The sequence below is a fragment of the Pseudomonas sp. GNP012 genome (genome assembly GCF_054343835.1).
The window spans coordinates 5,292,028-5,318,458 of sequence record NZ_JBTGUU010000001.1; the positions used below are offsets into that span (position 1 = coordinate 5,292,028).

Sequence of the window (26,431 nt, forward strand, 5' to 3'; positions counted from 1 at the left end):
TACAGGGAATGGGGGCACAAAAAAACCGTCCGAAGACGGTTTTTTGCGGAAGATCTGGCGCTTACTTCAGGCCGGACATCTTCTGGATGGCGCCTTTGAGTTCGGCGTCTGCACAATCGGCGCAGGTGCCTTTTGGCGGCATCGCGTTGATACCGGAGATCGCTTTGGCAAGCAGACCGTCAATACCACCTTCTTTCTTGGCGCGCTCGCCCCAAGCGGCAGCATCACCGACTTTCGGTGCGCCCAACAGGCCTGAACCGTGGCAAGCGTTGCAATGTTTTGCAATCACTTCATCCGGGGTTTTTGCACCACCACCGCCGCCGGCGGAAGCGGCCACTTCCATGCCCTTGCACTCTTTACCCTGAACACAGACCTGGCCGACTGGCTCAAGGCGTTTGGCGATATCGTCGTTAGTCGCAGCCTGAGCGCTGACACTGACAGCCCATAGGGCCAATACGGTTGCTGGTGCAGCCAGCATTTTCATAATTAGGTTCACGCGTTCACCCTCAATGGTGGCTAGTCACGCCTACGGCCACGGTTCGCAGGCGGGCGCAAGTATAGCGGTAAGCCCGTCGCACTGAAACAACCCCAAAGTCGCAAGGGTCTTAGGCGGCGGCGGAAAAACGGCCCGGGCGCCTCTGCAATGCTGGCAGGACGCCTCTTTTCTTAGAAATTCGCCGGCGTGGCTGCGCTGATTAGTCGCGCAGGCGCATCGAACGGATTCCGGAAACGGTGTGGCTTGGTACTTTCAAAGTAGTAGCTATCACCGGCTTCGAGGACAAAAGTTTCGAGACCGACCACCAGCTCCAGTTTTCCTTCGACCAGGATGCCGGTTTCCTCGCCCTCATGGGTGAGCATCTCCTCACCGGTGTCGGCACCTGGCGGATAGATTTCATTGAGGAACGCGATAGCCCGGCTCGGGTGGGCCCGGCCGACCAGTTTCATGGTCACGGCACCATCGGAAATATCGATCAGCTCGTTGGCCTTGTAGACGATCTGGCTCGGCTTTTCCTGCAGGATTTCTTCGGAAAAGAACTCGACCATGGACATGGGAATCCCGCCCAACACCTTGCGCAACGAACTGATCGAAGGGCTCACGCTGTTCTTTTCGATCATCGAAATGGTGCTGTTGGTGACACCCGCCCGTTTGGCGAGCTCACGCTGGGAAAGGCCTTTGAGCCTACGGATGGATTGCAGTCGTTCACCGACGTCCAAAGCTTGCGCCTCCAGGATTCAAAATTGTTGGAATAGTGGACGTTATCATGGCGACAGCGTTCAGTATTTACAACACCTTGACCTGAATCCTGCTCAGCGAGGCGACTTCCGGTCTGGAGCCTTGCGCACTAAGCCCCGGAATAGAGCAGTGGCACACGGCGCAGGTTGCAGAAAATCTGGTAAGGAATCGTCCCGGCTGCCATGGCTACATCGCTGGCAAGGATGTTTTTGCCCCACAACTCGACGGTCGAACCGAGACCGGCCTGCGGAACATCGGTCAGGTCGATGCAGAGCATGTCCATTGACACCCGGCCGATCAACTGGCTGCGCTGCCCGGCAACCAGCACCGGGGTGCCGGTCGGTGCCAGACGCGGGTAACCGTCGGCGTAACCCATGGCCACCACACCAATGCGCATCGGTTTGGGCGTGACGAATCTGGCGCCGTAACCGACTGGCTCGCCAGCCGGCAGTTCGCGGACACTGATGACTTTCGATTCCAGGGTCATCACGGGTTGCAAGCGTGAGGCAACTTCGTTGGCCTCTTCGAACGGCGTGGCGCCATAGAGCATGATGCCGGGACGCACCCAATCGCTCGGAATCTGCGGCCAACCGAGCACCGCCGGCGAGTTGCGCAGGCTGACCTCGGCGGACAAGCCCTTGCGCGCCACTTCAAATACCGCCACCTGATCGGCACTGGCTTGTTCGTGCAGTTCATCGGCACGCGCAAAGTGGCTCATCAGCACTACTTTCGCGACCTTGCCGCTGGCCAGCAGCCGTTGGTAGGCCGCCTGATAATCCGCCGGATGCAGCCCCACGCGGTGCATGCCCGAATCGAGTTTCAGCCACACGGTGATCGGCTTGCTCAACGCCGCTTTCTCGATGGCTTCGAGTTGCCACAGCGAATGCACCACGCACCAGAAATCATGCTCGACGATTAGCGCCAGCTCATCGGCTTCGAAAAAACCTTCCAGCAGCAGGACCGGTGCACGAATGCCCGCCGCCCGCAGTTCCAGCGCCTCTTCGATGCAGGCCACGGCAAACCCGTCCGCTTCGGCTTCCAGCGCCTGGGCGCAACGCACCGCGCCATGGCCATAGGCATCGGCCTTGATCACCGCGAGGGCCTTGGCCCCCGTGAGTTCACGGGCGATTCGGTAGTTGTTGCGCAGGGCTTGAAGGTCGATCAGGGCACGGGCAGGGCGCATGGCGGCAGACTTCTGGTCGGGTTATCGGGAAGAAAAACCGGCGCTGGCTGACAGCGTGAACCGCCAACAGCACCGGGAGAGGGATCTGTCTGAAAGCTTATGGCAGAGCGGCTACAACTGACAGCTCGACCAGGATTTCCGGTTCGCACAATTTCGCTTCAACGGTGGCACGGGCCGGGGCGACGCCTTTTGGCAGCCAGTTGTCCCACACCGCGTTCATGCCTTCGAAATGCGCATCGATGTCTTTCAGGTAAATCGTCACCGACAGCAGGTTGTGCTTGTCGGTGCCGGCCAGATCGAGCAAACGCTCGATGTTGGCGAGGGTTTCACGGGTCTGCTGTTCAATCCCGGCGTTCATGTCGTCGCCTACCTGTCCGGCCAGGTAAACCGTGCCGTTATGGGTGACGATCTGACTCATGCGCTCATTGGTGAGCTGGCGCTGGACTGACATGCTTTGCAGACTCCTGGGTTTTGTTGCCATAACGGGAAATATCGAGGCCTTCGGCGCTGATCTGCGGCTTTCTCTTCGCCATCAGGTCAGCCAGCAAACGGCCGGAGCCACAGGCCATGGTCCAGCCGAGCGTGCCGTGACCGGTGTTCAGGAACAGGTTCTTGAACGGGGTGGCGCCAACGATCGGCGTGCCGTCCGGAGTGGTCGGACGCAGACCGGTCCAGAAGCTGGCCTGGGCCAGATCGCCGCCCTGAGGATAAAGATCGTTGACGATCATCTCCAGGGTTTCCCGGCGACGCGGGTTCAGCGACAGGTCAAAACCGGCAATCTCGGCCATGCCGCCGACGCGGATGCGGTTGTCGAAACGGGTGATCGCGACCTTGTAGGTCTCGTCGAGAATGGTCGAGGTCGGGGCCATCGCCGAGTTGGTGATCGGCACAGTCAGGGAGTAGCCCTTGAGCGGGTACACCGGCGCCTTGATCCCCAGCGGCTTGAGCAGTTGCGGCGAGTAGCTGCCGAGAGCAAGCACGTAGCGGTCGGCGGTTTCCAGCTTGCCGTCGATCCACACGCCATTGATGCGGTCACCGGCGAAGTCCAGGCGCTGAATGTCCTGGCCGAAGCGGAATTGCACGCCGAGGTTCGCGGCCATTTCTGCGAGCTTGGTGGTGAACATCTGGCAGTCGCCAGTCTGGTCGTTCGGCAGGCGCAGGGCACCGGCGAGGATGTCAGTCACGCTGGCCAGCGCCGGTTCAACGCGAGCGATGCCTTCGCGGTCGAGCAGTTCGAACGGCACGCCGGACTCTTTCAGCACCGCGATGTCTTTCGCAGCGCCGTCCAGCTGGGCCTGGGTGCGGAACAGTTGGGTCGTACCAAGGCTGCGGCCTTCGTAGGCGATGCCGGTTTCAGCGCGCAGTTCATCGAGGCAGTCACGGCTGTACTCGGACAGACGGACCATGCGCTCCTTGTTCACCGCATAACGGCTGGCGGTGCAGTTGCGCAGCATCTGTGCCATCCACAGGTACTGGTCGATGTCGGCAGTGGCCTTGATTGCCAGGGGCGCGTGGCGCTGCAACAGCCACTTGATGGCCTTGAGCGGCACACCCGGTGCAGCCCACGGCGAGGCATAACCCGGCGAGACCTGCCCGGCGTTGGCGAAACTGGTCTCCATGGCAGCAGCCGGCTGCCGGTCGACGACCACCACTTCAAACCCGGCACGGGCCAGATAATAAGCACTGGTGGTACCGATGACGCCGCTGCCCAAGACCATGACGCGCATTTTCATATCCCTCATCGCGGCTAACCGCTGACGTTTGTTGTTCAGAGCTTTAGATGCGCGCAGTGTAAAAAAGATTTGCCAGTGCTTTTCACTATATAAGCGCCTATATTTGGCGACAATTCTCGGCAAAAACCCTTTTCACGGAGGCGCATCCCCTATGCGGACCAACACTCAGACTAAACGTGAGCTGGACAAGATCGACCGCAACATCCTGCGGATCCTGCAAGCGGACGGGCGGATTTCCTTTACCGAGCTTGGGGAAAAGGTCGGGCTCTCGACCACGCCCTGTACTGAGCGGGTCCGGCGACTGGAGCGCGAGGGGATCATCATGGGCTACAACGCCAGGCTCAATCCGCAACACCTGAAGGGTAGTCTGCTGGTGTTCGTCGAGATCAGCCTGGATTACAAATCCGGCGACACTTTCGAAGAGTTCCGACGCGCGGTGCTGAAACTGCCCCATGTACTGGAGTGTCATCTGGTGTCAGGGGATTTCGACTACCTGGTGAAGGCGCGGATTTCCGAGATGGCCTCGTACCGCAAGTTACTGGGCGACATCCTGCTCAAGCTGCCCCATGTGCGGGAGTCCAAGAGCTATATCGTGATGGAAGAGGTGAAGGAGAGTTTGACCCTGCCGATTCCGGATTGAGATTGGCGGAGTCTGTTCAGCCGCTTTCGCGAGCAAGCCCGCTCCCACAGTTGATCGCAGCCGTACACAAATCTGTGGCCACTGAAGATCCAATGTGAGAGCGGGCTTGCTCGCGAAGGCAGCGACTCGGTCTATCTAGACCAGCACTTGCCGGGTGCTGGCCATGTACTCGAACACCTGCTTCTCCACCCGCGGATGGATCAACTCCACTGGCCCGCGCCCATTGGGGCATGGCAAGGTCTTGGTGGTGCCGAACAACCGGCAGATCAGCGGCCGTTCGTCATACACAGTGCAGCCATTGGGCCCCAGATGCACACAGTTGAGCTCTTCCATGGCGGCATCCTGCTCGGCGCGCGTCTTGCGCGGCAGGCGCGACATTTCTTCCGGCGAGGTGGTCACCGGCCCGCAGCAGTCATGGCAGCCGGGCACGCACTCGAACGAGGGAATCTGTTGGCGCAATGTGCGGATTGTCTGGCTGTTGCAGCTCATTGCAGCGGTGACCCAAAGCGGAATAGAGCGCGATTCTGACGCAAAATCCCCGATCCAGACAGTACCAGCCGACCAATGTTGCCCGTCCGGGAAAGTCCGGCATATGCTCCGTCAAATTTTCTAAACGCAAGAATCAGGAATACGCACATGACCCCCCGTGCTCAACAGCCTGCTCTGAACCACACCGCGTCCTACTACGCCGCCACCAGCCTGCCGCAGCCCGAACTTCCGGTGCTCAAAGGCGAAGTGCGGGCCGATGTCTGTGTGGTGGGTGGCGGTTTTTCGGGGTTGAACACGGCGCTTGAGCTGGCCGAACGCGGGCTCAGCGTGGTGTTGCTTGAGGCCCACAGAATCGGTTGGGGCGCCAGTGGACGCAATGGCGGGCAACTGATTCGCGGCGTCGGCCACGGCCTCGATCAGTTCGCCAACGTCATCGGTGCCGATGGCGTGCGGCAAATGAAACTCATGGGCCTGGAAGCCGTGGAAATCGTCCGGCAACGGGTCGAGCGCTTCCAGATCCCCTGCGACCTGACCTGGGGTTACTGCGACCTCGCCAACAAGCCACGCGACCTTGAAGGGTTCGCCGAGGATGCCGAAGAACTGCGCAGCCTCGGGTATCGCTACGAGACCCGTTTGCTGCAAGCCAATGAGATGCACACCGTGGTCGGCTCCACACGGTACGTCGGTGGCCTGATCGATATGGGCTCGGGGCACCTGCATCCACTGAACCTGGCCTTGGGCGAAGCGGCGGCTGCGCAACGACTGGGGGTCCGACTGTTCGAGCAGTCGGCCGTGACCCGCATCGACTATGGCCCCGAGGTCAAGGTCCATACCGCCGAGGGCTCGGTGCGAGCCAAGACCCTGGTGCTGGGCTGCAACGCCTACCTCAACAACCTCAACCCGGAACTCAGCGGTAAAGTCCTGCCCGCCGGCAGCTACATCATCGCCACCGAACCACTGGGCGAAGAACAGGCCCACGCCCTGCTGCCGCAGAACATGGCGGTCTGTGACCAACGGGTGGCGCTGGACTACTACCGGCTCTCGGCGGACCGGCGCCTGCTGTTTGGCGGCGCTTGCCATTACTCCGGCCGCGACCCGAAAGACATCGCCGCGTACATGCGTCCGAAAATGCTCGAGGTTTTCCCGCAGCTGAGCGCAGTGAAGATCGAGTACCAATGGGGCGGCATGATCGGCATCGGCGCCAACCGCCTGCCGCAGATCGGGCGGCTCAAGGACCAGCCGAACGTGTATTACGCCCAGGCCTATTCAGGTCATGGCGTGAATACCACGCACCTGGCCGGCAAACTGCTGGCCGAAGCCATCAGCGGCCAGCACAGCGGCGGCTTCGATCTGTTCGCCAGGGTGCCGCACATCACCTTCCCCGGCGGCAAGCATTTGCGCTCACCGTTGCTGGCGCTGGGGATGTTGTGGCATCGGCTTAAAGAGTTGGTCTGAAGGATTGGCGGTGTCTGTGCCGACGTTATCGCGAGCAAGCTCGCTCCCACAGGGAATGATGGTGTTCACAAGAATTGTGTTCACCGCCGGTCCTTGTGGGAGCGGGCTTGCCCGCGATGAGGCCCTGAAGAAAACTGCAACATTCAGATCCGCCAGAAAGGCTTCAGCCCCTCCTCCAACGCCTGCTCCCGCGTCAGCCCGATATCCTTGAGCTGATCCGGTGTCAGCGCCAGCAACGCCTTGCGCGTGTGCAGCCGACGCCAGAACTGATCCCAACGACTCAGGCCGGACGACGCATTGTGCATGCCCGCCTCCCGCGCGCCGTTGTTCTGCCCTGTCGCCAGTTCCTGACTGTGTAATGTCAGCCGCACATCGCTCAAACCGTTCATCTTGGATGCTCCTGTTTACTTGGGTAGCCAGAGGTTCCATGATGCGCGGGCGGGAAAAAGCATTACAGATTCAAAGCAACTGTATTAACTCCATACAGTTTTGCCGATTCCGCCACTGAATCCCGTTTTTTCGTCTGATCTGTACTGGTTAACCGAATCATCCCTATCGAGGCTGCACCATGACCCTTTACGTCAACCTGGCCGAATTGCTCGGCACGCGTATCGAACAGGGCTTCTATCGCCCCGGTGACCGGCTGCCCTCGGTACGGGCGCTGAGCGTCGAGCACGGCGTCAGCCTGAGCACAGTGCAGCAGGCCTATCGGGTACTGGAAGATAGCGGGCTGGCCATGCCACGTCCCAAGTCCGGGTACTTTGTCCCGGCCAGCCGCGAACTGCCGGATTTGCCGGCAGTCGGCCGCCCGGCCCAACGGCCGGTGGACATCTCCCAATGGGATCAAGTGCTGGAGTTGATTCGCGCCGTGCCGCGCAAAGACGTGGTGCAACTGGGCCGCGGCATGCCGGACATCACCAGTCCAACCATGAAGCCACTGTTGCGCGACCTGGCACGGATCAGCCGGCGGCAGGACATGCCCGGTCTGTATTACGACAACATCCACGGCAACCTCGAACTGCGCGAACAGATCGCCCGCCTGATGCTCGATTCCGGCTGCCAGTTGGGCGCCAGCGACCTGGTAGTGACCACCGGTTGCCACGAAGCGCTGTCCACCAGCATTCGCGCGATCTGCGAACCGGGAGACATTGTGGCGGTGGACTCGCCGAGCTTTCACGGTGCGATGCAGACCCTCAAGGGCCTGGGCATGAAGGCTCTGGAAATCCCCACCGACCCACTGACCGGCATCAGCCTCGAAGCACTGGAGCTGGCCCTGGAGCAATGGCCGATCAAGGTCATACAGTTGACCCCCAACTGCAACAATCCTTTGGGCTACATCATGCCGGAGTCGCGCAAACGCTCGCTGTTGACGCTTGCCCAGCGCTATGACGTGGCGATCATCGAGGACGATGTGTATGGCGAACTGGCCTACACCTATCCACGCCCGCGCACGATCAAGTCCTTCGACGAGGACGGTCGCGTCCTGTTGTGCAGTTCGTTTTCCAAGACCCTGGCACCGGGACTGCGCATCGGCTGGGTCGCGCCCGGCCGCTATCTGGAACGGGTGCTGCACATGAAATACATCAGCACCGGCTCCACCGCGCCGCAACCGCAGATCGCCATTGCCGAATTTCTCAAGGGCGGCCATTTCGAACCGCATTTGCGGCGGATGCGCACGCAATACCAGCGCAATCGCGACATGATGATCGATTGGGTGACCCGCTATTTCCCGGCCGGCACCCGCGCCAGTCGCCCACAAGGCAGCTTCATGCTGTGGGTCGAACTGCCGGAAGGCTTCGACACCCTGAAACTGAATCGCGCCTTGCACGACCAGGGCGTACAGATTGCAGTGGGCAGTATTTTTTCCGCCTCGGGCAAGTACCGCAATTGCCTGCGCATGAACTACGCTGCCAAGCCAACACCGCAGATCGAAGAGGCGGTGCGCAAGGTCGGTGCGACAGCGATCAAACTGCTGGCGGAAACCGATCAGCTCAGCGACTGACTTTTATTGGTGAATCAGCGTCCATATGCCTGACTATGCCGCCAAACGGAACGTCCCTACGTGAGAGTCAGACAGCCCCTGCTTGCTCTTGTGCTACTCGCCTCGTTCCTGGGCGGTTGCGCCAGCCTCGACGTGCAGCGTGTACCGAGCCAGGCGCTGCCGGCTTCAGACTCCGCATTCGGCCGCTCGGTCCAGGCACAGGCCGCGCCTTACAAGGGACAATCGGGTTTCCGCCTGCTATCGGACAGCACCGAGGCCTTCACCGCCCGTGCCGAATTAATCCGCAACGCCCAAAGCAGCCTCGATTTGCAGTACTACATCGTGCACGACGGCATCAGCACGCGCATGTTGATCGAGGAATTGCTCAAGGCCGCCGACCGGGGCGTGCGGGTGCGGGTACTGCTTGATGACATGACCAGCGACGGCCTGGACCGCGTCATTGCCACCCTCGCCGCGCACCCGCAAATCCAGATCCGCGTGTTCAATCCGCTGAACCTGGGCCGCAGTACGGGGGTGACACGTACCGTAGGCCGGCTGCTCAACCTGTCGCGACAGCATCGACGCATGCATAACAAGTTGTGGCTGGCGGACAGCAGCATGGCCATCGTCGGTGGGCGAAATCTGGGGGATGAGTACTACGATGCCGAGCCCAACATGAATTTCACCGACATCGACTTGCTCGGTGTCGGCCCGGTTGCCGAGCAACTCGGGCACAGTTTCGACCAATACTGGAACAGCGCCCTGAGCAAGCCGATCGACGAATTCCTGTCGAGCAAACCCACCCTGCGCGACCTGGAAAACACCCGCGCCCGACTGGAAGAGTCCCTTGCGGAAACCCGCAGGCAGGATCACGCACTCTACAAACACTTGATGACCTTCACCACCCATCCGCGCCTGGACATCTGGCGCCGCGAACTGATCTGGGCCTGGAACCAGGCATTGTGGGATGCGCCGAGCAAGGTACTGGCCAAGGGCGAGCCCGACCCGCAGTTGCTGCTGACCACACAATTGGCGCCTGAACTCGACGGCGTCCGCAAAGAGCTGATCATGGTCTCGGCCTACTTTGTACCCGGCCAACCGGGGCTCGTGTACCTGACCGGGCGCGCCGATGCCGGCGTTTCGGTGAGGTTGCTGACCAATTCACTGGAAGCCACGGACGTGCCCGCGGTTCACGGTGGTTATGCGCCCTATCGCAGGGCATTGCTGGAACACGGCGTGAAGCTGTACGAATTGCGTCGCCAACCCGGCGAGGGAGGCGGCAGCGGTAGCGGGCCGCATCTGTTTTCCAGCAGTTCCTATCGCGGCTCTGATTCCAGCCTGCACAGCAAGGCGATGATCTTCGACCAGCAAAAATCCTTTATCGGCTCGTTCAATTTCGATCCGCGCTCAGTGCTGTGGAACACCGAGGTCGGCGTGCTGGTGGACAGCCCGGAATTGGCTGCACGGGTCCGCGAACTGGCGCTGCAGGGCATGGCGCCAGCCCTGAGCTATCAAGTGGAGCTGGAGAACGGTCAGATTGTCTGGAGCACAGAAGACGACGGAAAAATGCACACCCTGACCAAGGAGCCAGGGAGCTGGTGGCGTCGTTTCAATGCGTGGCTGAGCAACATGGTTGGGCTGGAGCGGATGTTGTAGCTCCCTCAAAAGATCGCAGCCCTGTAGGAGCTGCCGAAGGCTGCGATCTTTTGATCTTTTGAGCTATGCCGGTTGCGCAGCACCAAACGCCCCTTGCCGCGACACCACAATCAACACGCCCAAGGCCCCGACCGCCATCAGCAACGGCAACGCATGGCCGCTGATCCACTGGCTGCCGGCGCCCGCCAGCAACGGCCCAACCAGACAACCGATGCCCCACAACTGGGCGATGTGCGCGTTGGCCCGCACCAGCGCATCGTCGCGATAACGCTCGCCGATCAAGATCAGTGACAAGGTGAACAAGCCCCCGGCACTGGCGCCAAACAGGACCCACAGCGGCCAGATCAGCAGCGTATCGATCAGCATCGGAATCGCCAGGCTAGACACCAGCAAGACGACTGCGCAGCCGGTAAACAACGCCCGGCGCGACAAGCGATCGGCCAGCGCACCAATCGGCAATTGCAGCACCGCATCGCCGACCACCACCGTACTGACCATCGCCAGCGCGATCTCCGTGGTGAAGCCCTGGCGCAGACAATAGACCGGCAACAGAGTCAAAATCATCGCCTCGAACGCGGCGAACAGCGACACCGCCCAGGCAATCGCCGGCAGGCCACGACAGAAAGCGAGCAAATCACTCAAGGTCACGCTGCTGGCTTCGCTGCTCGGTGCACCACTGCGGCCCAGCAACAGGAACGGAGCCGCCATCAGCAAACCAACACCCACCCAAAAGCCATAATCGTGTTCGGTACCGATAAAGCCCAGCAACACCGGGCCTGCCAGCTGACTCAGCGCATAGCTGCTGCCATACAGCGCCACCAGCCGCCCGCGCCACTCCTCGACCACCAATTGATTGATCCAGCTTTCACCGATGATGAATACGAGAGTCAGGATCACCCCGATCATCAACCGCAGCACCAACCAGACCGGATAACTCGGCAACAGCGCCAGCAATCCGATCGAAACCGCCCCGGCCCACAGGCACAGGCGCATCAGATTGGCCGTGCCGAATCGCGCCGCCAGATGGCTGGAGATTTTCGCCCCCAACAGGACGCCAATGGCGGGCATCGCGGCCATGACACCAATGGCAAACGAGCCGTAGCCCCAGCTCTCCAGGCGAAACGACACCAGCGGCATGCTAACGCCCAGGGCCAAGCCGACACTCAGGACAGATGCCAATACGGCGAAATAAGTCGCCCAACGCATGTTCCACGCTCCTGTGGATTTATTGTTTTTACAGACAACACAAAACACTGTGGGAGCGAGCCTGCTCGCGATGACGGAGCAACATTCAACATTTTCGTCGACTGTCACACCGCTATCGCGAGCAGGCTCGCTCCCACAAGGGATCTGCGTCGTTTCGGGAGGCCGGTTCTACAACAGGCCTCCCTTAAAGACTTACAGCTTGATCCAGGTCGCCTTCAGCTCGGTGTACTTGTCGAACGCGTGCAGGGACTTGTCACGACCGTTGCCGGACTGCTTGAAGCCACCGAACGGAGCGGTCATGTCGCCGCCATCGTACTGGTTGACCCACACGCTACCGGCACGCAGTGCGCGGGCAGTGAGGTGAGCCTTGGAAATGTCGGCTGTCCAGACCGCAGCGGCCAGACCGTACGGCGTGTCGTTGGCGATCGCGATGGCCTCTTCGGCGTTGTCGAATGCAATAACCGACAGTACCGGGCCGAAAATTTCTTCCTGAGCTATTTTCATCGCATTGCTCACGCCGTCGAAAATCGTCGGCTCAACGTAAGTGCCGCCAGTTTCCTGGAGGGTACGCTTGCCACCGGCCACCAGTTTGGCGCCGTCGGCATGGCCGGACTCGATGTAGGACAGCACGGTGTTCATCTGCTGGGTATCGACCAGCGCGCCAACATTGGTCGCCGGATCCAGCGGGTTGCCCGGCTTCCAGGTTTTCAGCGCCTCGATCACCAGCGGCAGGAATTTATCCTTGATCGAACGCTCCACCAGCAGACGCGAACCGGCAGTGCAAACTTCGCCCTGGTTGAAGGCGATGGCACCAGCAGCGGCTTCGGCAGCTTCCTGCAGGTTCGGCGCATCGGCGAAGACAATATTCGGGCTCTTGCCGCCGGCTTCGAGCCAGACGCGCTTCATGTTCGACTCGCCGGAGTAGATCAGCAGTTGCTTGGCGATTTTGGTAGAGCCGGTGAACACCAGGGTGTCGACGTCGTTATGCAGGGCCAGAGCCTTGCCGACGGTGTGGCCGTAACCTGGCAGCACGTTCAGCACGCCTTTCGGAATGCCGGCTTCGACAGCCAGAGCTGCGATGCGGATGGCAGTCAGTGGCGATTTTTCCGACGGCTTGAGGATCACCGAGTTACCGGTGGACAGCGCCGGACCCAGTTTCCAGCACGCCATCATCAGCGGGAAGTTCCACGGCACAATGGCCCCGACCACGCCGACCGGCTCACGGGTCACCAGACCCAACTGATCATGCGGGGTGGCGGCTACTTCGTCGTAGATCTTGTCGATGGCTTCGCCGCTCCAGCTCAGGGCTTGCGCCGCGCCAGGGACGTCGATGTACAGGGAGTCGCTGATCGGCTTGCCCATGTCCAGGGTTTCAAGCAGCGCCAGCTCTTCGGCGTGCTGTTTGAGCAGGCCGGCGAAACGGATCATGGTGGCTTTGCGCTTGGTCGGCGCCAGGCGCGACCAGACACCGGAATTGAACGTGGCGCGGGCGTTTTCCACGGCGCGCTGGGCATCGGCGGCGTCACAGCTGGCAATCCTGCCCAGCAGACGGCCATCGACCGGGCTGATGCACTCGAAGGTCTCGGCGGAAACGGCGTCGGTGTATTCGCCATTGATATAGGCGCGACCTTCGATTTTCAGATCGCGGGCACGTTGTTCCCAGTCGGCACGGGTCAGGGTGGTCATGCGAGTGTCCTCCTCTTATTGATACGACACCCGCGTTCTTCGCGGGCGCTGTCAGGAATTCTGCCCGGCCAGCCTGCTTTTCGGCCCAAGGCATCCACCACCCTAAACCAGCCGCACATGAAGTTTCAATATATTTGACATAACGCCGGCAAACGGCCTTGCGATGTTCATTTTAATAAACATAGACTTTGGGCACATCAAGCAACCGCGCCGCAATCACGGGGAGATAACAACAATGAACATCCAGAACGTCGTCGACTTCAGCCAGGCCACCACCGCCGCCGAGCGTTACCGCCCGGATCCGGCCAAAGTGCTCAAGGGCGACCCGGAACAAGCGGTGTACAACCACTACAACAGTCCTTGTGGTCAGTTGAATGCTGGCGTGTGGGAAGGTGAAGTCGGACAGTGGACGGTGAATTTCACCGAGCACGAGTACTGCGAGATCCTGCAAGGGGTTTCGGTGCTGCGTGACAGCGACGGCAATGCCAAGACCCTGCGCGCAGGCGACCGCTTCGTGATTCCGGCAGGATTTCGCGGTACCTGGGAAGTGCTGGAGGCGTGCCGCAAGATCTACGTAGCGTTTGAACATAAGGCTTGAAGACTGCGTTGTCAGGGCTGGCCCCTTCGCGAGCAAGCCCGCTCCCACACTTGGTTGGCGCCGGACACAAATGTGGTGTTCACCGAAGCTCGAATGTGGGAGCGGGCTTGCTCGCGAAGGGGCCCTGACAGGCACTGCATAACCCACAGGCAACAAAAAAGGCCCGTATCTCGCGATACGGGCCTTTTTCGTAAGAGAGAAAAATCAATTACTTGATTTTGCCTTCTTTGTAGATCACGTGCTTGCGAACAACCGGATCATATTTCTTGATCTCGATTTTGTCCGGGGTAGTACGCTTGTTCTTGTCGGTAGTGTAGAAGTGACCAGTACCGGCGCTCGAAATCAAACGAATCAATTCACGCATGATTAGCTCCCTTAAACCTTGCCATCGCGGCGAAGTTCGGCCAGCACGACAGTGATGCCACGCTTGTCGATGATACGCATGCCTTTGGCAGATACGCGCAGACGCACAAAACGTTTCTCTTCTTCAACCCAGAAGCGGTGATGCTGCAGGTTCGGCAGGAAACGACGACGGGTTTTGTTGTTTGCGTGGGAAATGTTATTCCCGGTTACCGGACCCTTACCGGTAACTTGACATACTCTAGACATGCCTCAGCCCTCTAAAACCACATGCCCAACCCGGCATGGGTTGGCCGCTTAATCTCTCAGTCATTTGGCGCCAGGCGCCGCGTTTCTTTAGAGGTCTTACCGGCTACACCTACAGTGAAGGAACCGGGCCCCTAGAAAAGAGCGCTGCTTTATACCAGAAAGACTTGAGAGCAACAACATTCAGTGTGCGTTGAATTCACAAAAACCCCGTTTTCCGGGCTCCGAGCGCTTTGGACAAAGGCTATCGTCGATGGCGACCGCTCGTCGCAGAGAATCGGGCATTGGGCCAACCAAGGGGGTTTCTCAACCGCTGCACAGCAAAATCAGTCGCCTATAGTCCTCTCAAAATGAAAAAGGGGATAGTCATTTGCAAAAGAGCCCACTAGGGTAAGTCTTTTCCAGACTGCACTTGCAGATGGGCCTTCGATCTGTAAAGGAAGCCGACCATGCGCCTCGCTGCCCTACCGCTGTTGCTCGCCCCGCTTCTGCTGAGTCCACAAGCCTTTGCCGCCGCCCTGAGCGTCTGCACCGAGGCCAGCCCTGAAGGGTTCGATGTGGTGCAGTACAACTCGTTGACCACCACCAACGCCTCGGCCGACGTGCTGATGAACCGCCTGGTGGAATTCGACACGGCCAGTGGCAAAGTGGTCGCCAGTCTCGCCGACAGCTGGGAAGTCAGCCCCGACGGCCTGATCTACGTCTTCAAGTTGCACCCGCAGGTAAAATTCCATCGCACCGAATACTTCACCCCAACGCGCGACCTGAATGCCGAGGACGTGATTTTCAGCTTCGACCGCATGCTCGACCCGGCCAATGCGTGGCACAAAGTTGCCCAGAGCGGCTTCCCGCATGCGCAATCGATGCAGTTGCCGGCGCTGATCAAGAAAATCGACGCCCTCGACCCACAGACCGTGCGCTTCACCCTCGACCACGCGGATTCGACCTTCCTGGCGACCCTGAGCATGGGGTTCGCCTCGATCTATTCGGCCGAGTACGCGGACAAGCTGATGAAGGTCGGCACGCCTGAAAAACTCAACAGCCAGCCGATCGGCACGGGTCCGTTCGTATTCACGCGCTTCCAGAAGGATGCTTCGGTTCGCTATAAAGCCAACCCCGACTACTTCGCCGGCAAACCCTCTGTCGATCCGCTGATCTTTGCCATCACACCGGACGCCAACGTCCGCTTGCAGAAATTGCGTCGCAATGAATGCCAGATCGCCCTGTCGCCCAAGCCTCTGGACGTACAGGAAGCGCTGAAAGAGCCGACCCTGAAAGTCGAAAAGACTGACGCGTTCATGACCGCATTCGTCGGCATCAACAGCCAGCATCCACCGCTGGACAAGCCAGAAGTGCGTCAGGCCATCAACCTTGCCTTCGACAAGGCCAACTACATCAAAGCCGTGTTCGAAGACACCGCCGAAGCGGCCAATGGTCCGTACCCGCCGAACACCTGGAGCTATGCGAAAAGCCTTCCGGGGTATCCGCATGACGTCGAGAAGGCCAAAGCGCTGATGGCCAAGGCCGGGCTCAAGGAAGGCTTCCGGACCACCATCTGGACCCGCCCTTCCGGCAGCCTCCTGAACCCCAACCCGAGCCTCGGCGCTCAACTGCTGCAATCCGACCTGGCGGAAATCGGCATTCAGGCCGAAATCCGGGTGATCGAATGGGGCGAGCTGATCCGCCGCGCCAAGGCCGGTGAACACGACTTGCTGTTCATGGGCTGGGCCGGTGACAACGGCGATCCGGACAACTTCCTCACGCCGCAGTTTTCCTGCGCCGCGGTCAAGTCCGGCACCAACTTCGCCCGCTACTGCAATGCGGACCTGGACAAGCTGATCAGCGCCGGCAAGACCACCGGCGAGCAAGGCGTGCGCACCAAGCTCTACGAACAGGCGCAGACGCAGATCCAGCAACAGGCGCTGTGGTTGCCCCTGGCCCACCCGACGGCCTTCGCGCTGACGCGCAAGGATGTCGAGGGGTATTCGGTCAGCCCGTTCGGGCGGCAGGATTACTCCAAGGTCAGCCTCAAATAATCGACATAGGAGCCTGTAGGAGCGAGCTTGCTCGCGATGGTCGTCAACGATAACGCGGGAAGCCAGACACCCCGCAGCGTTCTCGGGTTTATCGCGAGCAAGCTCGCTCCTACAGGGGGCCGCGCCCTACATCCACCCATACTCAGCCATCGACAGCGGATCGCCATCGCCAATGATGAAATGGTCGAGCACCCGCACATCAATCAACTCCAGCGCCTTTTGCAGACGCTTGGTCAGCACCCGGTCGGACTGACTGGGGTCACTGTTGCCCGAAGGATGGTTGTGGCAGAGGATCAATGCCGCTGCGTTGTTGGCCAAGGCGCGTTTGACCACCTCTCGCGGATGAACGCTGGTGTTGTCAATGGAGCCGCGAAACAGCGTCTCAAACGCCAGTACCTGATGCCTGGAATCGAGAAACAGGCAACCAAACACCTCATGCGGCTCATGGCGCAGCATTGATTTCAGGTACTCGCGAACCGCCTGCGGATTCTCCAATGCCGATTTTTGACGCGCCCGTTCGGCCAGATGGCGCCTGCTCATTTCTTGCGCAGCCTGCAACTGTGCAAATTTCGCCGGCCCCAGCCCCAACTCCTTGCTGAACGTTTCCTGATCGGCCTCAAGCAGCAAACGCAGGCTGCCAAACTGATTCAACAGGTGTCGAGCCAAATCCACGGCGCTTTTACCGACCACGCCTGTCCGTAAAAATATCGCCAGCAATTCGGCGTCCGAAAGGCTTCCCGAGCCCTGTTCAAGCAGCCTCTCCCGCGGCCGCTCTGCCGCCGGCCAATCGCGAATACTCATAACACCTCCCTGTCTATGGGCGCCGCTGTTCCGTAGCGGTCGCTGTGATATCGTAGCCCATCTTTTTTGCGGGCGAATTCACCCTGGGGAGGGGGTTTCGCCACGTATGTCACCAACGAATTGAAAGGCAGGCCTATGCAGCGGCTGTATCGGAAACGCATTGTTCTGGGCGTCGGCGGCGGTATCGCTGCCTACAAGAGCGCCGACCTGGTTCGCCGCCTGATCGACCAGGGCGCCGAAGTGCGCGTGGTCATGACCCGTGGCGGCGCAGAGTTCATCACCCCGCTGACCATGCAGGCCCTGTCCGGGCACCCGGTCCACCTGGACCTGCTGGACCCGGCGGCCGAAGCAGCCATGGGCCACATCGAACTGGCGAAATGGGCCGACCTGGTGCTGATCGCCCCCGCCACGGCGGATCTGATTGCCCGCCTGGCCCAGGGCATTGCCGATGACCTGCTGACCACGCTGGTGCTGGCCACCGACGCGGTGGTCGCCGTTGCCCCGGCCATGAACCAGGCCATGTGGCGCGATCCGGCGACCCAGGCCAACCTGCAAACCCTCGAAAGCCGCGACATCAAGGTCTTCGGCCCAGCCTCCGGCAGCCAGGCCTGCGGCGACGTCGGCCTGGGGCGCATGCTCGAAGCCCTTGAGCTGGCCCAGTGCGCGGCAGACTGCTTCCAGCGTCAGGCCCTGACCGGCAAACACGTGCTGATCACAGCCGGCCCGACTCAGGAAAACATCGACCCGGTGCGCTACATCACCAACCACAGCTCCGGGAAAATGGGCTTCGCCCTGGCCGAAGCCGCCGTGGAAGCCGGTGCCCGCGTGACCCTGATCACCGGCCCCGTGCATCTGCCGACCCCGGATCGCGCCACTCGCATCGACGTGGTCAGTGCCCGCGACATGCTCGCCGCCTGCGAAGCAGCCATCCCTTGCGACCTGTTCATCGCTTCGGCAGCCGTCGCGGACTACCGCCCCGAAGTCGTCGCCCCACAGAAACTCAAGAAAGATCCTACGAACGGCGACGGCTTGTTGCTACAAATGGTGCGTAATCCGGACATCCTGGCCACCATCGCCACTCGCCCCGACCGCCCGTTCAGTGTCGGTTTCGCCGCCGAGACCGAACACCTGCTCGATTACGCTGCGCGCAAGTTGAAAGACAAGAACCTCGATTTGATCGTCGCCAACGACGTCGCCAACCCGAGCATTGGCTTCAACAGCGAAGAAAACGCCTGCAGCGTCATCGATCGCGAGCTTCACGCCACTCTTTTCGCCCAGACCAGCAAGAGCAAGATTGCTCGCCAGCTGATCACCTTTATCGCCGAACGTCTGAACCAGGTTTAATTTACATGCACGCTTTGCAAGCCAAGATCCTCGACCCCCGCATCGGTACCGAATTCCCGCTGCCGCAATACGCCACACCGGGCTCCGCCGGCCTCGACCTGCGCGCCATGCTGGAGCAGGACACCGTGATCAAGCCGGGTGAAACCGTGCTGATCCCTACCGGCCTGTCGGTCTATATCGGCGACCCGAACCTGGCGGCGCTGATTCTGCCGCGCTCGGGGATGGGCCATAAGCACGGCATCGTGCTGGGCAATCTGGTCGGCCTGATCGACTCCGATTACCAGGGCCCGCTGATGGTCTCCTGCTGGAACCGTGGCCAGACCGAATTCACCATGCCGGTCGGCGAGCGCCTGGCGCAACTGGTGCTGGTGCCGGTGGTACAGGCTCACTTCGAGATGGTTGAAGAGTTTGTTGAAACCGAGCGCGGCACTGGCGGTTTCGGCCATACCGGTACCCGTTGATAGAGATCCATCGTGGCGAGGGAGCAAGCTCTCTCGCCACTAAATTCAAATTGTCATCTGTAACGTTTAGCACCGAAAATCAAGGCATTGCCCGGCCAAGCCCTTGCCGTCAGGGGCGTCATGGCCCTTTCACACCACGAACTCTCTGTGGAAAACGCCGTCATACCCTTCAGATTGAACCTGTCGCCGAATGACTCGGCGGCCTGTCCAGCCACTTTCGAGATGGAGCACTTCCACAGATGAACACCCCGGCCAAAATTGCACCCAAGTTCCCTGACAGCATCTTCCGCGCCTACGACATCCGCGGCACCGTCCCGGAATTCCTGAACGCCGAGACCGCTTACTGGATTGGCCGCGCCGTCGGCTCCCAAAGCCTGGCCCAGGGCGAGCCAAATGTGTCCGTCGGTCGCGATGGTCGCTTGTCCGGCCCGGAGTTGGTCGCACAATTGATCAAAGGCATCGCCGATAGCGGCTGCCACGTCAGCGATGTCGGCCTGGTCCCGACGCCGGCGCTGTACTACGCCGCCAACGTGCTGGCCGGCAAATCCGGTGTGATGCTGACCGGCAGCCACAACCCGTCGAACTACAACGGCTTCAAGATCGTCATCGCCGGCGACACCCTGGCCAACGAACAGATCCAGGCCCTGCACGACCGCCTCAAGACCAATAACCTGAGCAGTGGCCAGGGCAGCATCACCCAGGTCGAAATCCTCGACCGCTACTCCACCGAAATCGTCCAGGACATCAAGCTGGCCCGTCGCCTGAAAGTGGTCGTCGATTGCGGCAACGGCGCGGCCGGCGTGATTGCCCCGCAGCTGATCGAAGCACTGAACTGCGAAGTCATCCCGCTGTTCTGCGAAGTCGACGGCAACTTCCCGAACCACCACCCGGACCCGGGCAAGCCTGAAAACCTCGTCGACCTGATCGCCAAGGTCAAGGAAACCAACGCTGACATCGGCCTGGCCTTCGACGGCGACGGCGACCGCGTCGGCGTGGTGACCAACACCGGCAGTATCGTCTATCCGGACCGCCTGCTGATGCTGTTCGCCCGCGACGTCGTAGCGCGCAATCCGGGCGCCGAGATCATCTTCGACGTCAAATGCACCCGTCGCCTGATTCCGCTGATCAAGGAATACGGCGGCCGGTCGTTAATGTGGAAGACCGGTCACTCGTTGATCAAAAAGAAAATGAAACAATCCGGCGCGTTGCTGGCCGGCGAAATGAGCGGGCACATCTTCTTCAAGGAGCGCTGGTTCGGTTTCGACGACGGCATCTACAGCGCCGCGCGGTTGCTGGAAATCCTCAGCAAGGAAAAATCCTCGGCCGAAGAGCTGTTCGCGACCTTCCCGAACGATATTTCTACGCCGGAAATCAATATCCATGTGACCGAAGAGAGCAAATTCAGCATCATTGATGCACTGCACGACGCACAGTGGGGCCCAGGCGCCGACCTGACCACCATTGACGGCGTGCGAGTCGACTACGCCAAAGGCTGGGGCCTGGTACGCGCATCCAACACCACACCGGTGCTGGTGCTGCGTTTCGAGGCCGATGACGAGGCTGAATTGCAGCGCATCAAGGACGTTTTCAAAGTCCAGTTGAAGCGCGTTGCACCTGATCTCCAACTACCGTTCTGATTCACCCGGAGCCCTGAATGACCCTCGAACGCGAAGCCGCCGCCAACACCGCCAAGGTCCTGTCCGAAGCGTTGCCTTATATCCGCCGATACGTCGGCAAGACACTGGTGATCAAATACGGCGGCAACGCGATGGAAAGCGAGGAGCTGAAAACCGGCTTCGCCCGCGACATCGTGCTGATGAAGGCCGTGGGCATCAACCCGGTGGTGGTTCACGGCGGCGGCCCGCAAATCGGTGACCTGCTCAAGCGCCTGTCGATCGAGAGTCATTTCGTCGACGGCATGCGCGTCACCGACGCCGCGACCATGGACGTGGTGGAAATGGTCCTCGGCGGCCAGGTCAACAAGGACATCGTCAACCTGATCAACCGCCACGGTGGCAGCGCCATCGGCCTGACCGGTAAAGACGCCGAGCTGATTCGTGCGAAGAAGCTCACCGTCACCCGTCAGACCCCGGAGATGACCACCCCGGAAATCATCGACATCGGCCATGTGGGCGAAGTGGTCGGGATCAATACCGATTTGCTGAACCTGCTGGTCAAAGGCGATTTCATCCCGGTTATCGCGCCAATCGGCGTCGGCGCCAACGGTGAGTCGTACAACATCAACGCTGACCTGGTGGCCGGTAAAGTCGCCGAAGCGTTGAAAGCAGAGAAGCTGATGCTGCTGACCAACATCGCCGGCCTGATGGACAAGTCGGGCAAGGTCCTGACCGGTCTGACGACTCAACAGGTCGACGAACTGATCGCCGACGGCACCATCTACGGCGGCATGCTGCCGAAGATCCGTTGCGCACTGGAAGCGGTCCAAGGCGGCGTGGGCAGCTCGCTGATCATCGACGGCCGCGTGCCGAACGCGATCCTGCTGGAAATCTTCACCGATACCGGCGTGGGCACCTTGATCAGCAATCGCAAGCGTCCTTAAGCGATAGCCCGTAAACAAAAGACCCCGCTCAGCCTGGCTGAGCGGGGTCTTTTTTTGCCGCATTCCCTGTGGAAGCGAGCTTGCTCGCGAAGGCGCCGTGCCAGTCAACATCAATGTTGAATGACCTACCGCTTTCGCGAGCAAGCCCGCTCCCACAAAAGCAGATTGCGTCAGACGCCGAACTGGGCGCGATAGGCTTCCACGGCTGGCAAATGCTGCTTGAGCTGCGGATCATCCGCCAGGAATTCCAGCACCTGGTTCAGCGAAACGATGCTGATGACCGGGATGCCGAAGTCACGCTCGACTTCCTGGATCGCCGACAACTCGCCATTGCCGCGCTCCTGACGGTTCAGGGCGATCAGCACGCCGGCGGCCTTGGCGCCGTCCTGGGAGGCGATGATCTGCATCACTTCACGGATGGCTGTACCGGCGGTGATCACGTCGTCGATGATCAGCACTTTGCCAGTCAAAGGTGCGCCCACCAGGCTGCCGCCTTCGCCGTGGGCCTTGGCTTCCTTGCGGTTGAAGCACCATGGCAGGTCACGGTTGTGATGCTCGGCCAGGGCCACGGCAGTAGTCGCCGCCAACGGGATGCCTTTGTAGGCGGGGCCAAACAGCACGTCGAACGCAATGCCGCTTTCGGCAATGGCAGCGGCGTAGAAACGACCCAGCTGCGCCAGGGCCGAACCCGAGTTGAACAGCCCGGCATTGAAGAAGTAAGGACTGGTGCGCCCGGACTTCAGGGTGAACTCACCGAAGCGCAAAACGCCGCGATCGATGGCAAAACGGATGAAATCGCGCTGATACGCTTGCATGAAAAACCCCAAATACCACGGATTTAGCTAATTAGCTTGACGCCGTGTATCATACACGCACGCGATTTTTGGGGCCATTTATGCGGATCATCAGTGTGAACGTCAATGGTATTCAGGCTGCAGTCGAGCGTGGTTTGCTCAGTTGGCTGCAGGCACAGAATGCCGACGTCATCTGCCTGCAGGACACCCGCGCCTCCGCCTTTGAACTGGACGATCCAGCCTTCCAACTGGATGGATACTTCCTTTATGCCTGCGATGCCGAAGTCCCCGCCCAAGGTGGCGTGGCTTTGTATTCGCGGCTGCAACCGAAGGCTGTCATCAGCGGTCTCGGTTTCGAGACGGCCGACCGCTACGGGCGCTACCTGCAAGCCGATTTCGACAAGGTCAGCATCGCGACCTTGCTGCTCCCTTCGGGGCAGAACGGCGATGAAGACTTGAACCAGAAGTTCAAGCTAATGGACGACTTCGCCCGTTATCTGGATAAACAGCGGCGTAAACGTCGCGAGTACATCTATTGTGGCTCGCTGTACGTGGCGCAACAGAAGCTGGATATCAAAAACTGGCGCGATAGCCAGCAATCTCCGGGTTTCCTGGCGCCTGAACGCGCCTGGATGGACGAGATTGTCGGCAACATGGGCTATGTCGACGCCCTGCGCGAAGTCAGCCGCGAAGGCGACCAGTACAGCTGGTGGCCGGATAACGAACAGGCGGAGATGCTCAACCTTGGTTGGCGCTTCGACTATCAACTGCTGACCCCGGGCCTGCGCCGCTTCGTACGCAGTGCACGCTTGCCACGCCAGCCGCGGTTCTCGCAACACGCGCCGCTGATCGTGGACTACGACTGGACGCTGACCATCTGAGCGTCGTTTTGCAGATACAAAAAAGCCGACAGCAATGTCGGCTTTTTTGTGGACGGTGATTGCCGCCCTTTGTAGGAGCGAGCCTGCTCGCGATGGACGAAAGAGCACCGCTGGGTGTCAGGTATCCAATGTCATCATTAACGACCATCGCGAGCAGGCTCGCTCCTACAAAGGGGGTATTCGATCGTTATTTGATCAATCGCCATGTGAACGGATACCGGTAAGGCTGCCCTTCATTGGCCTTCACCCCGGCAATGATCGTCAACACCAGCGCACCTATCGCCACCAGTCCGAACAGGAAGAACCCGATAATCACCACCATCAACAGGAAGCAGATAGCCGAGGCAATGGCGACGGTGATCTGGAAGTTCAATGCCTCCTTGCCCTGGGCGTCGATGAACGGGTCCATCTCGCGCTTCATTTGCCAGAGAATCAGCGGGCCGATCAGCGTGCCGAACGGAATCCAGATCCCCAGCAAGGCGGACAGGTGACAGAACATCGCCCACTGACGCACCTCCTGGCTCGGCGTGGGCAGCGGCAGTTGTTCGTCACTCATGGTGTCCTCCTTGCCTGGAGCGGTCCGGTCAGTCGGCCAATGCGGCCTTTTGCAGTTCGAAGATCTCGTTCATGCCTTTCTTCGCCAGTTCCAGCATGGCGTTCAGCTCTTCAGGCTGGAACGGCGCGCCTTCGGCAGTGCCCTGTACTTCAATGAAACCGCCAGCACTGGTCATCACCACGTTCAGGTCGGTTTCGGCGGCCGAGTCTTCCAGGTAGTCGAGGTCGAGCACAGGCTCGCCCTTGTACATGCCCACGGAAACAGCGGCGATCATCTGCTTGACCGGGTCGCCGCCTTTCAGGCCGCCACGTTTCTTGATCACTTTCAAGGCATCGATCAGCGCGACCATGGAACCGGTGATCGACGCCGTACGGGTGCCACCGTCTGCCTGGATCACGTCGCAGTCGACGTACAGGGTGACGTCGCCCAGCTTGGTCATGTCCAGCGCAGCGCGCAGGGAGCGGCCGATCAGACGCTGGATTTCCAGCGTACGGCCGCCTTGCTTGCCACGGCTGGCTTCACGCTGGTTACGCTCGCCGGTGGCACGTGGCAGCATGCCGTACTCGGCGGTCAGCCAGCCCTGGCCCTGGCCTTTGAGGAAACGCGGTACGCCCGGTTCAACGCTGACGGTGCAGATGACCTTGGTATCACCGAACTCGACCAGCACAGAACCCTCGGCGTGTTTGGTGTAGTTGCGGGTGATGCGGATCGAGCGGAGCTGATCGGCAGCGCGACCACTTGGACGTATCATAGGGAATACCTGTACTGGGGACGGAAAACTGCGGAGCATTATAGAGCCGACGACCGTTACTGGGCACTTCTAAAAAAATCCGCCGACGACCGAAGGCTCTGCACTGCACGCCGGCACGGGCCTGCCGCTCTTTGTCACACCCTGTGTTTGGGCGCATCCGCGTCACTGCGCTACAATCCTGCGCCTTTGCTGCCAGTCGGCTTTAATTCATTGATATCGGACTCCCGGAACCAAGGTTCTGCGCCGATCTGCCTTGCGAGGTACCGCCATGGTGCACAGCATGACCGCCTTCGCCCGCGTCGAAAAAGCCGGCGTCCAGGGCACCCTGAGCTGGGAACTGCGGTCGGTCAACAGCCGCTACCTGGAACCCCACCTGCGCCTGCCGGAGTCCTTTCGCGACCTCGAAGGCGCGGTACGTGAAGCCCTGCGCCAAGGCGTATCGCGGGGCAAGCTCGAATGCACCCTGCGCTTCACCGAAGAAAACACCGGCAAAGCGCTGCAGATCGATCAGGAACGCGCCGCGCAACTGGTCGCCGCCGCCGAGACCATCGCCGGCCTGATCAAGAACCCGGCCGCGCTGAACCCGCTGGAAGTCCTGGCCTGGCCCGGCGTACTGGTTGGCGACGCCACCGACCCGCAAGCCTTGAACGCTGAAGCGCTGGCACTGTTCAACCAGGGCCTCAAGGAACTCAAGGCCGGTCGCGAGCGCGAAGGTGCGGAGCTGGCACGGTTGATCAACGAGCGCCTGACCTCCATCGAAGAAGACGTGGTGACCCTGCGCGAATTGGTCCCGCAGATGCTCGCCACCCAGCGCCAGAAAGTCCTCGACCGTTTCGCCGACATGAAGGCCGAGATGGATCCGCAGCGCCTGGAGCAGGAAATGGTCATGCTCGCGCAAAAAAGCGACGTCGCCGAAGAACTGGATCGACTGAGCACTCACATCATCGAAGTTCGCCGGGTACTCAAATCCGGCGGCGCTGCCGGTCGGCGCCTGGACTTCCTGATGCAGGAACTCAATCGCGAAGCCAACACACTGGGCTCCAAAGCCTTCGACCCGCGCAGCACCCAGGCTGCGGTCAACCTCAAGGTGTTGATCGAGCAGATGCGCGAACAAGTGCAGAATATTGAGTAAGGCTACCCCGACATGACCCACAGCACTGGCACCCTTTACATCATTTCCGCCCCTTCGGGCGCGGGCAAGAGCAGCCTGGTCAAGGCCCTGACCGATGCCAACCCGGAGATCCGCGTCTCGGTCTCCCACACCACCCGCGCCATGCGCCCGGGTGAAGTGAATGGCGTGAACTATCACTTCGTCGACCGCAGCGAGTTCGTGAAGATGATCGAGCACGGCGATTTCCTCGAGCGCGCCGAAGTGTTCGGCAATCTCTATGGCACCTCGCAAAGCCACCTGCAGCAGACCCTTGACGAAGGCCACGACCTGATCCTGGAAATCGACTGGCAAGGTGCCGAGCAAGTACGCAAGCTGATGCCGCAGGCCCGCTCGATCTTCATCCTGCCGCCGTCACTGCAAGCCCTGCACCAGCGCCTGACCAATCGCGGCCAGGACAGCGACGAGATCATTGACGGCCGGATGCGCGAAGCCGTCAGCGAAATGAGCCATTACGTCGACTACGATTACCTGATCATCAACGACGATTTCGCCCACGCACTGCACGACCTGAAGGCGATTTTCCGCGCCAATCAGCTGATTCAGAAGCGTCAGCAGCAGCGTCACGGCAAATTGCTGGCTGAATTGCTCGGTTAATCAGCTCTTCCCAAA

27 protein-coding genes and 1 pseudogene are annotated in these 26,431 nt (G+C 60.4%); 13 read left to right on the forward strand and 15 right to left on the reverse strand.

Annotated features, from left to right (window positions below):
* Nucleotides 1-61: 61 nt before the first annotated feature.
* The 5 genes from ACXX83_RS24030 to dadA form a co-directional block, all read right to left on the reverse strand.
* Nucleotides 62-484 (reverse strand): c-type cytochrome, encoded by a 423-nt coding sequence (locus tag ACXX83_RS24030; protein WP_015097352.1) that lies wholly within the window; start codon nt 482-484, stop codon nt 62-64.
* A 182-nt stretch (nt 485-666) separates the two neighbouring features.
* The gene (locus ACXX83_RS24035) at nt 667-1,215 is read right to left on the reverse strand and encodes a cupin domain-containing protein (RefSeq protein ID WP_015097353.1); all 549 of its coding nucleotides are present in this window, start codon (nt 1,213-1,215) and stop codon (nt 667-669) included.
* Between the two features lie 128 nt (nt 1,216-1,343).
* The gene (gene alr, locus ACXX83_RS24040; RefSeq protein ID WP_458549770.1) at nt 1,344-2,417 is read right to left on the reverse strand and encodes an alanine racemase; all 1,074 of its coding nucleotides are present in this window, start codon (nt 2,415-2,417) and stop codon (nt 1,344-1,346) included.
* Between the two features lie 97 nt (nt 2,418-2,514).
* Complete coding sequence (locus tag ACXX83_RS24045) at nt 2,515-2,868, reverse strand: RidA family protein (protein ID WP_007975152.1); 354 nt, start codon at nt 2,866-2,868, stop codon at nt 2,515-2,517.
* The gene (gene dadA, locus ACXX83_RS24050) at nt 2,840-4,144 is read right to left on the reverse strand and encodes a D-amino acid dehydrogenase (protein ID WP_126048278.1); all 1,305 of its coding nucleotides are present in this window, start codon (nt 4,142-4,144) and stop codon (nt 2,840-2,842) included. The genes ACXX83_RS24045 and dadA overlap by 29 nt, the downstream gene beginning before the upstream one ends.
* 157 nt (nt 4,145-4,301) lie before the next feature.
* Between dadA and ACXX83_RS24055 the strand changes: the two genes are divergently transcribed.
* A complete protein-coding gene (locus tag ACXX83_RS24055) occupies nt 4,302-4,790 on the forward strand; it encodes an Lrp/AsnC ligand binding domain-containing protein (protein ID WP_007975155.1) in 489 nt (162 codons plus the stop codon).
* Between the two features lie 135 nt (nt 4,791-4,925).
* Here the strand turns inward: ACXX83_RS24055 and ACXX83_RS24060 are convergent, their stop codons facing one another.
* On the reverse strand, nt 4,926-5,279 hold the full coding sequence (locus ACXX83_RS24060) for a YkgJ family cysteine cluster protein (RefSeq protein ID WP_007975156.1): 354 nt from the start codon (nt 5,277-5,279) through the stop codon (nt 4,926-4,928).
* A gap of 147 nt (nt 5,280-5,426) precedes the next feature.
* On the opposite strand from ACXX83_RS24060, the gene ACXX83_RS24065 reads away from it, so the two are divergent.
* Nucleotides 5,427-6,734, forward strand: coding sequence for an NAD(P)/FAD-dependent oxidoreductase (locus tag ACXX83_RS24065; protein WP_458549771.1), 1,308 nt, complete (start codon nt 5,427-5,429; stop codon nt 6,732-6,734).
* A 143-nt stretch (nt 6,735-6,877) separates the two neighbouring features.
* On the opposite strand, the gene ACXX83_RS24070 is transcribed toward ACXX83_RS24065, so the two are convergent.
* Nucleotides 6,878-7,123: a DUF1127 domain-containing protein gene (locus tag ACXX83_RS24070; protein WP_015097356.1), complete on the reverse strand. Its 246-nt coding sequence runs from the start codon at nt 7,121-7,123 to the stop codon at nt 6,878-6,880.
* A gap of 179 nt (nt 7,124-7,302) precedes the next feature.
* On the opposite strand from ACXX83_RS24070, the gene ACXX83_RS24075 reads away from it, so the two are divergent.
* A complete protein-coding gene (locus tag ACXX83_RS24075; RefSeq protein WP_458549772.1) occupies nt 7,303-8,736 on the forward strand; it encodes an aminotransferase-like domain-containing protein in 1,434 nt (477 codons plus the stop codon).
* A 60-nt stretch (nt 8,737-8,796) separates the two neighbouring features.
* Nucleotides 8,797-10,371: a phospholipase D family protein gene (locus ACXX83_RS24080; RefSeq protein ID WP_458549773.1), complete on the forward strand. Its 1,575-nt coding sequence runs from the start codon at nt 8,797-8,799 to the stop codon at nt 10,369-10,371.
* 63 nt (nt 10,372-10,434) lie between these two features.
* Here ACXX83_RS24080 and ACXX83_RS24085 read toward each other — a convergent pair whose 3' ends face one another.
* Nucleotides 10,435-11,577, reverse strand: a complete 1,143-nt coding sequence (locus tag ACXX83_RS24085; RefSeq protein ID WP_126048288.1) for an MFS transporter — start codon at nt 11,575-11,577, stop codon at nt 10,435-10,437.
* Between the two features lie 192 nt (nt 11,578-11,769).
* Nucleotides 11,770-13,263 carry an aldehyde dehydrogenase gene (locus ACXX83_RS24090; protein ID WP_015097360.1) on the reverse strand — a complete coding sequence of 498 codons (1,494 nt, stop codon included), beginning with the start codon at nt 13,261-13,263 and terminating at the stop codon, nt 11,770-11,772.
* 235 nt (nt 13,264-13,498) lie between these two features.
* Here ACXX83_RS24090 and ACXX83_RS24095 point away from each other — a divergent pair, with 235 nt between their 5' ends.
* Nucleotides 13,499-13,861, forward strand: coding sequence for a cupin domain-containing protein (locus tag ACXX83_RS24095; protein ID WP_458549774.1), 363 nt, complete (start codon nt 13,499-13,501; stop codon nt 13,859-13,861).
* A 208-nt stretch (nt 13,862-14,069) separates the two neighbouring features.
* Here ACXX83_RS24095 and rpmG read toward each other — a convergent pair whose 3' ends face one another.
* Together rpmG and rpmB are read right to left on the reverse strand one after the other, a co-directional pair.
* On the reverse strand, nt 14,070-14,225 hold the full coding sequence (gene rpmG, locus ACXX83_RS24100; RefSeq protein WP_003177274.1) for a 50S ribosomal protein L33: 156 nt from the start codon (nt 14,223-14,225) through the stop codon (nt 14,070-14,072).
* Between the two features lie 11 nt (nt 14,226-14,236).
* Nucleotides 14,237-14,470 (reverse strand): 50S ribosomal protein L28, encoded by a 234-nt coding sequence (rpmB, locus tag ACXX83_RS24105; RefSeq protein ID WP_007975166.1) that lies wholly within the window; start codon nt 14,468-14,470, stop codon nt 14,237-14,239.
* A gap of 446 nt (nt 14,471-14,916) precedes the next feature.
* On the opposite strand from rpmB, the gene ACXX83_RS24110 reads away from it, so the two are divergent.
* Complete coding sequence (locus tag ACXX83_RS24110; protein ID WP_458549775.1) at nt 14,917-16,503, forward strand: ABC transporter substrate-binding protein; 1,587 nt, start codon at nt 14,917-14,919, stop codon at nt 16,501-16,503.
* Nucleotides 16,504-16,629: 126 nt separating this feature from the next.
* Here the strand turns inward: ACXX83_RS24110 and radC are convergent, their stop codons facing one another.
* Nucleotides 16,630-17,304 carry a RadC family protein gene (gene radC / locus ACXX83_RS24115; RefSeq protein WP_126048292.1) on the reverse strand — a complete coding sequence of 225 codons (675 nt, stop codon included), beginning with the start codon at nt 17,302-17,304 and terminating at the stop codon, nt 16,630-16,632.
* A 135-nt stretch (nt 17,305-17,439) separates the two neighbouring features.
* On the opposite strand from radC, the gene coaBC reads away from it, so the two are divergent.
* From coaBC to argB, 4 genes and pseudogenes are all read left to right on the forward strand, one after another.
* Nucleotides 17,440-18,648 carry a bifunctional phosphopantothenoylcysteine decarboxylase/phosphopantothenate--cysteine ligase CoaBC gene (gene coaBC, locus ACXX83_RS24120; protein WP_015097364.1) on the forward strand — a complete coding sequence of 403 codons (1,209 nt, stop codon included), beginning with the start codon at nt 17,440-17,442 and terminating at the stop codon, nt 18,646-18,648.
* A gap of 5 nt (nt 18,649-18,653) precedes the next feature.
* Nucleotides 18,654-19,109: a dUTP diphosphatase gene (gene dut, locus ACXX83_RS24125; protein ID WP_007975171.1), complete on the forward strand. Its 456-nt coding sequence runs from the start codon at nt 18,654-18,656 to the stop codon at nt 19,107-19,109.
* Nucleotides 19,110-19,369: 260 nt separating this feature from the next.
* Nucleotides 19,370-20,746: pseudogene (locus tag ACXX83_RS24130) on the forward strand (phosphomannomutase/phosphoglucomutase); the annotation flags it as partial.
* Nucleotides 20,747-20,763: 17 nt separating this feature from the next.
* A complete protein-coding gene (argB, locus tag ACXX83_RS24135; RefSeq protein ID WP_015097366.1) occupies nt 20,764-21,669 on the forward strand; it encodes an acetylglutamate kinase in 906 nt (301 codons plus the stop codon).
* A 170-nt stretch (nt 21,670-21,839) separates the two neighbouring features.
* Here the strand turns inward: argB and pyrE are convergent, their stop codons facing one another.
* Entirely contained in the window at nt 21,840-22,484 is a 645-nt protein-coding gene (gene pyrE, locus ACXX83_RS24140; protein WP_458549776.1) for an orotate phosphoribosyltransferase, read from the reverse strand.
* An 80-nt stretch (nt 22,485-22,564) separates the two neighbouring features.
* Between pyrE and crc the strand changes: the two genes are divergently transcribed.
* Nucleotides 22,565-23,344 (forward strand): catabolite repression control protein Crc, encoded by a 780-nt coding sequence (crc, locus tag ACXX83_RS24145; RefSeq protein ID WP_003176915.1) that lies wholly within the window; start codon nt 22,565-22,567, stop codon nt 23,342-23,344.
* A 187-nt stretch (nt 23,345-23,531) separates the two neighbouring features.
* Here the strand turns inward: crc and ACXX83_RS24150 are convergent, their stop codons facing one another.
* Nucleotides 23,532-23,900: a DUF4870 domain-containing protein gene (locus tag ACXX83_RS24150; protein WP_015097368.1), complete on the reverse strand. Its 369-nt coding sequence runs from the start codon at nt 23,898-23,900 to the stop codon at nt 23,532-23,534.
* A 28-nt stretch (nt 23,901-23,928) separates the two neighbouring features.
* A complete protein-coding gene (gene rph, locus ACXX83_RS24155) occupies nt 23,929-24,651 on the reverse strand; it encodes a ribonuclease PH (protein ID WP_007975179.1) in 723 nt (240 codons plus the stop codon).
* 268 nt (nt 24,652-24,919) lie between these two features.
* On the opposite strand from rph, the gene ACXX83_RS24160 reads away from it, so the two are divergent.
* The gene (locus ACXX83_RS24160; protein ID WP_007975180.1) at nt 24,920-25,783 is read left to right on the forward strand and encodes a YicC/YloC family endoribonuclease; all 864 of its coding nucleotides are present in this window, start codon (nt 24,920-24,922) and stop codon (nt 25,781-25,783) included.
* A 12-nt stretch (nt 25,784-25,795) separates the two neighbouring features.
* Nucleotides 25,796-26,416, forward strand: coding sequence for a guanylate kinase (gmk, locus tag ACXX83_RS24165; protein WP_433737844.1), 621 nt, complete (start codon nt 25,796-25,798; stop codon nt 26,414-26,416).
* Nucleotides 26,417-26,431: the final 15 nt, after the last annotated feature.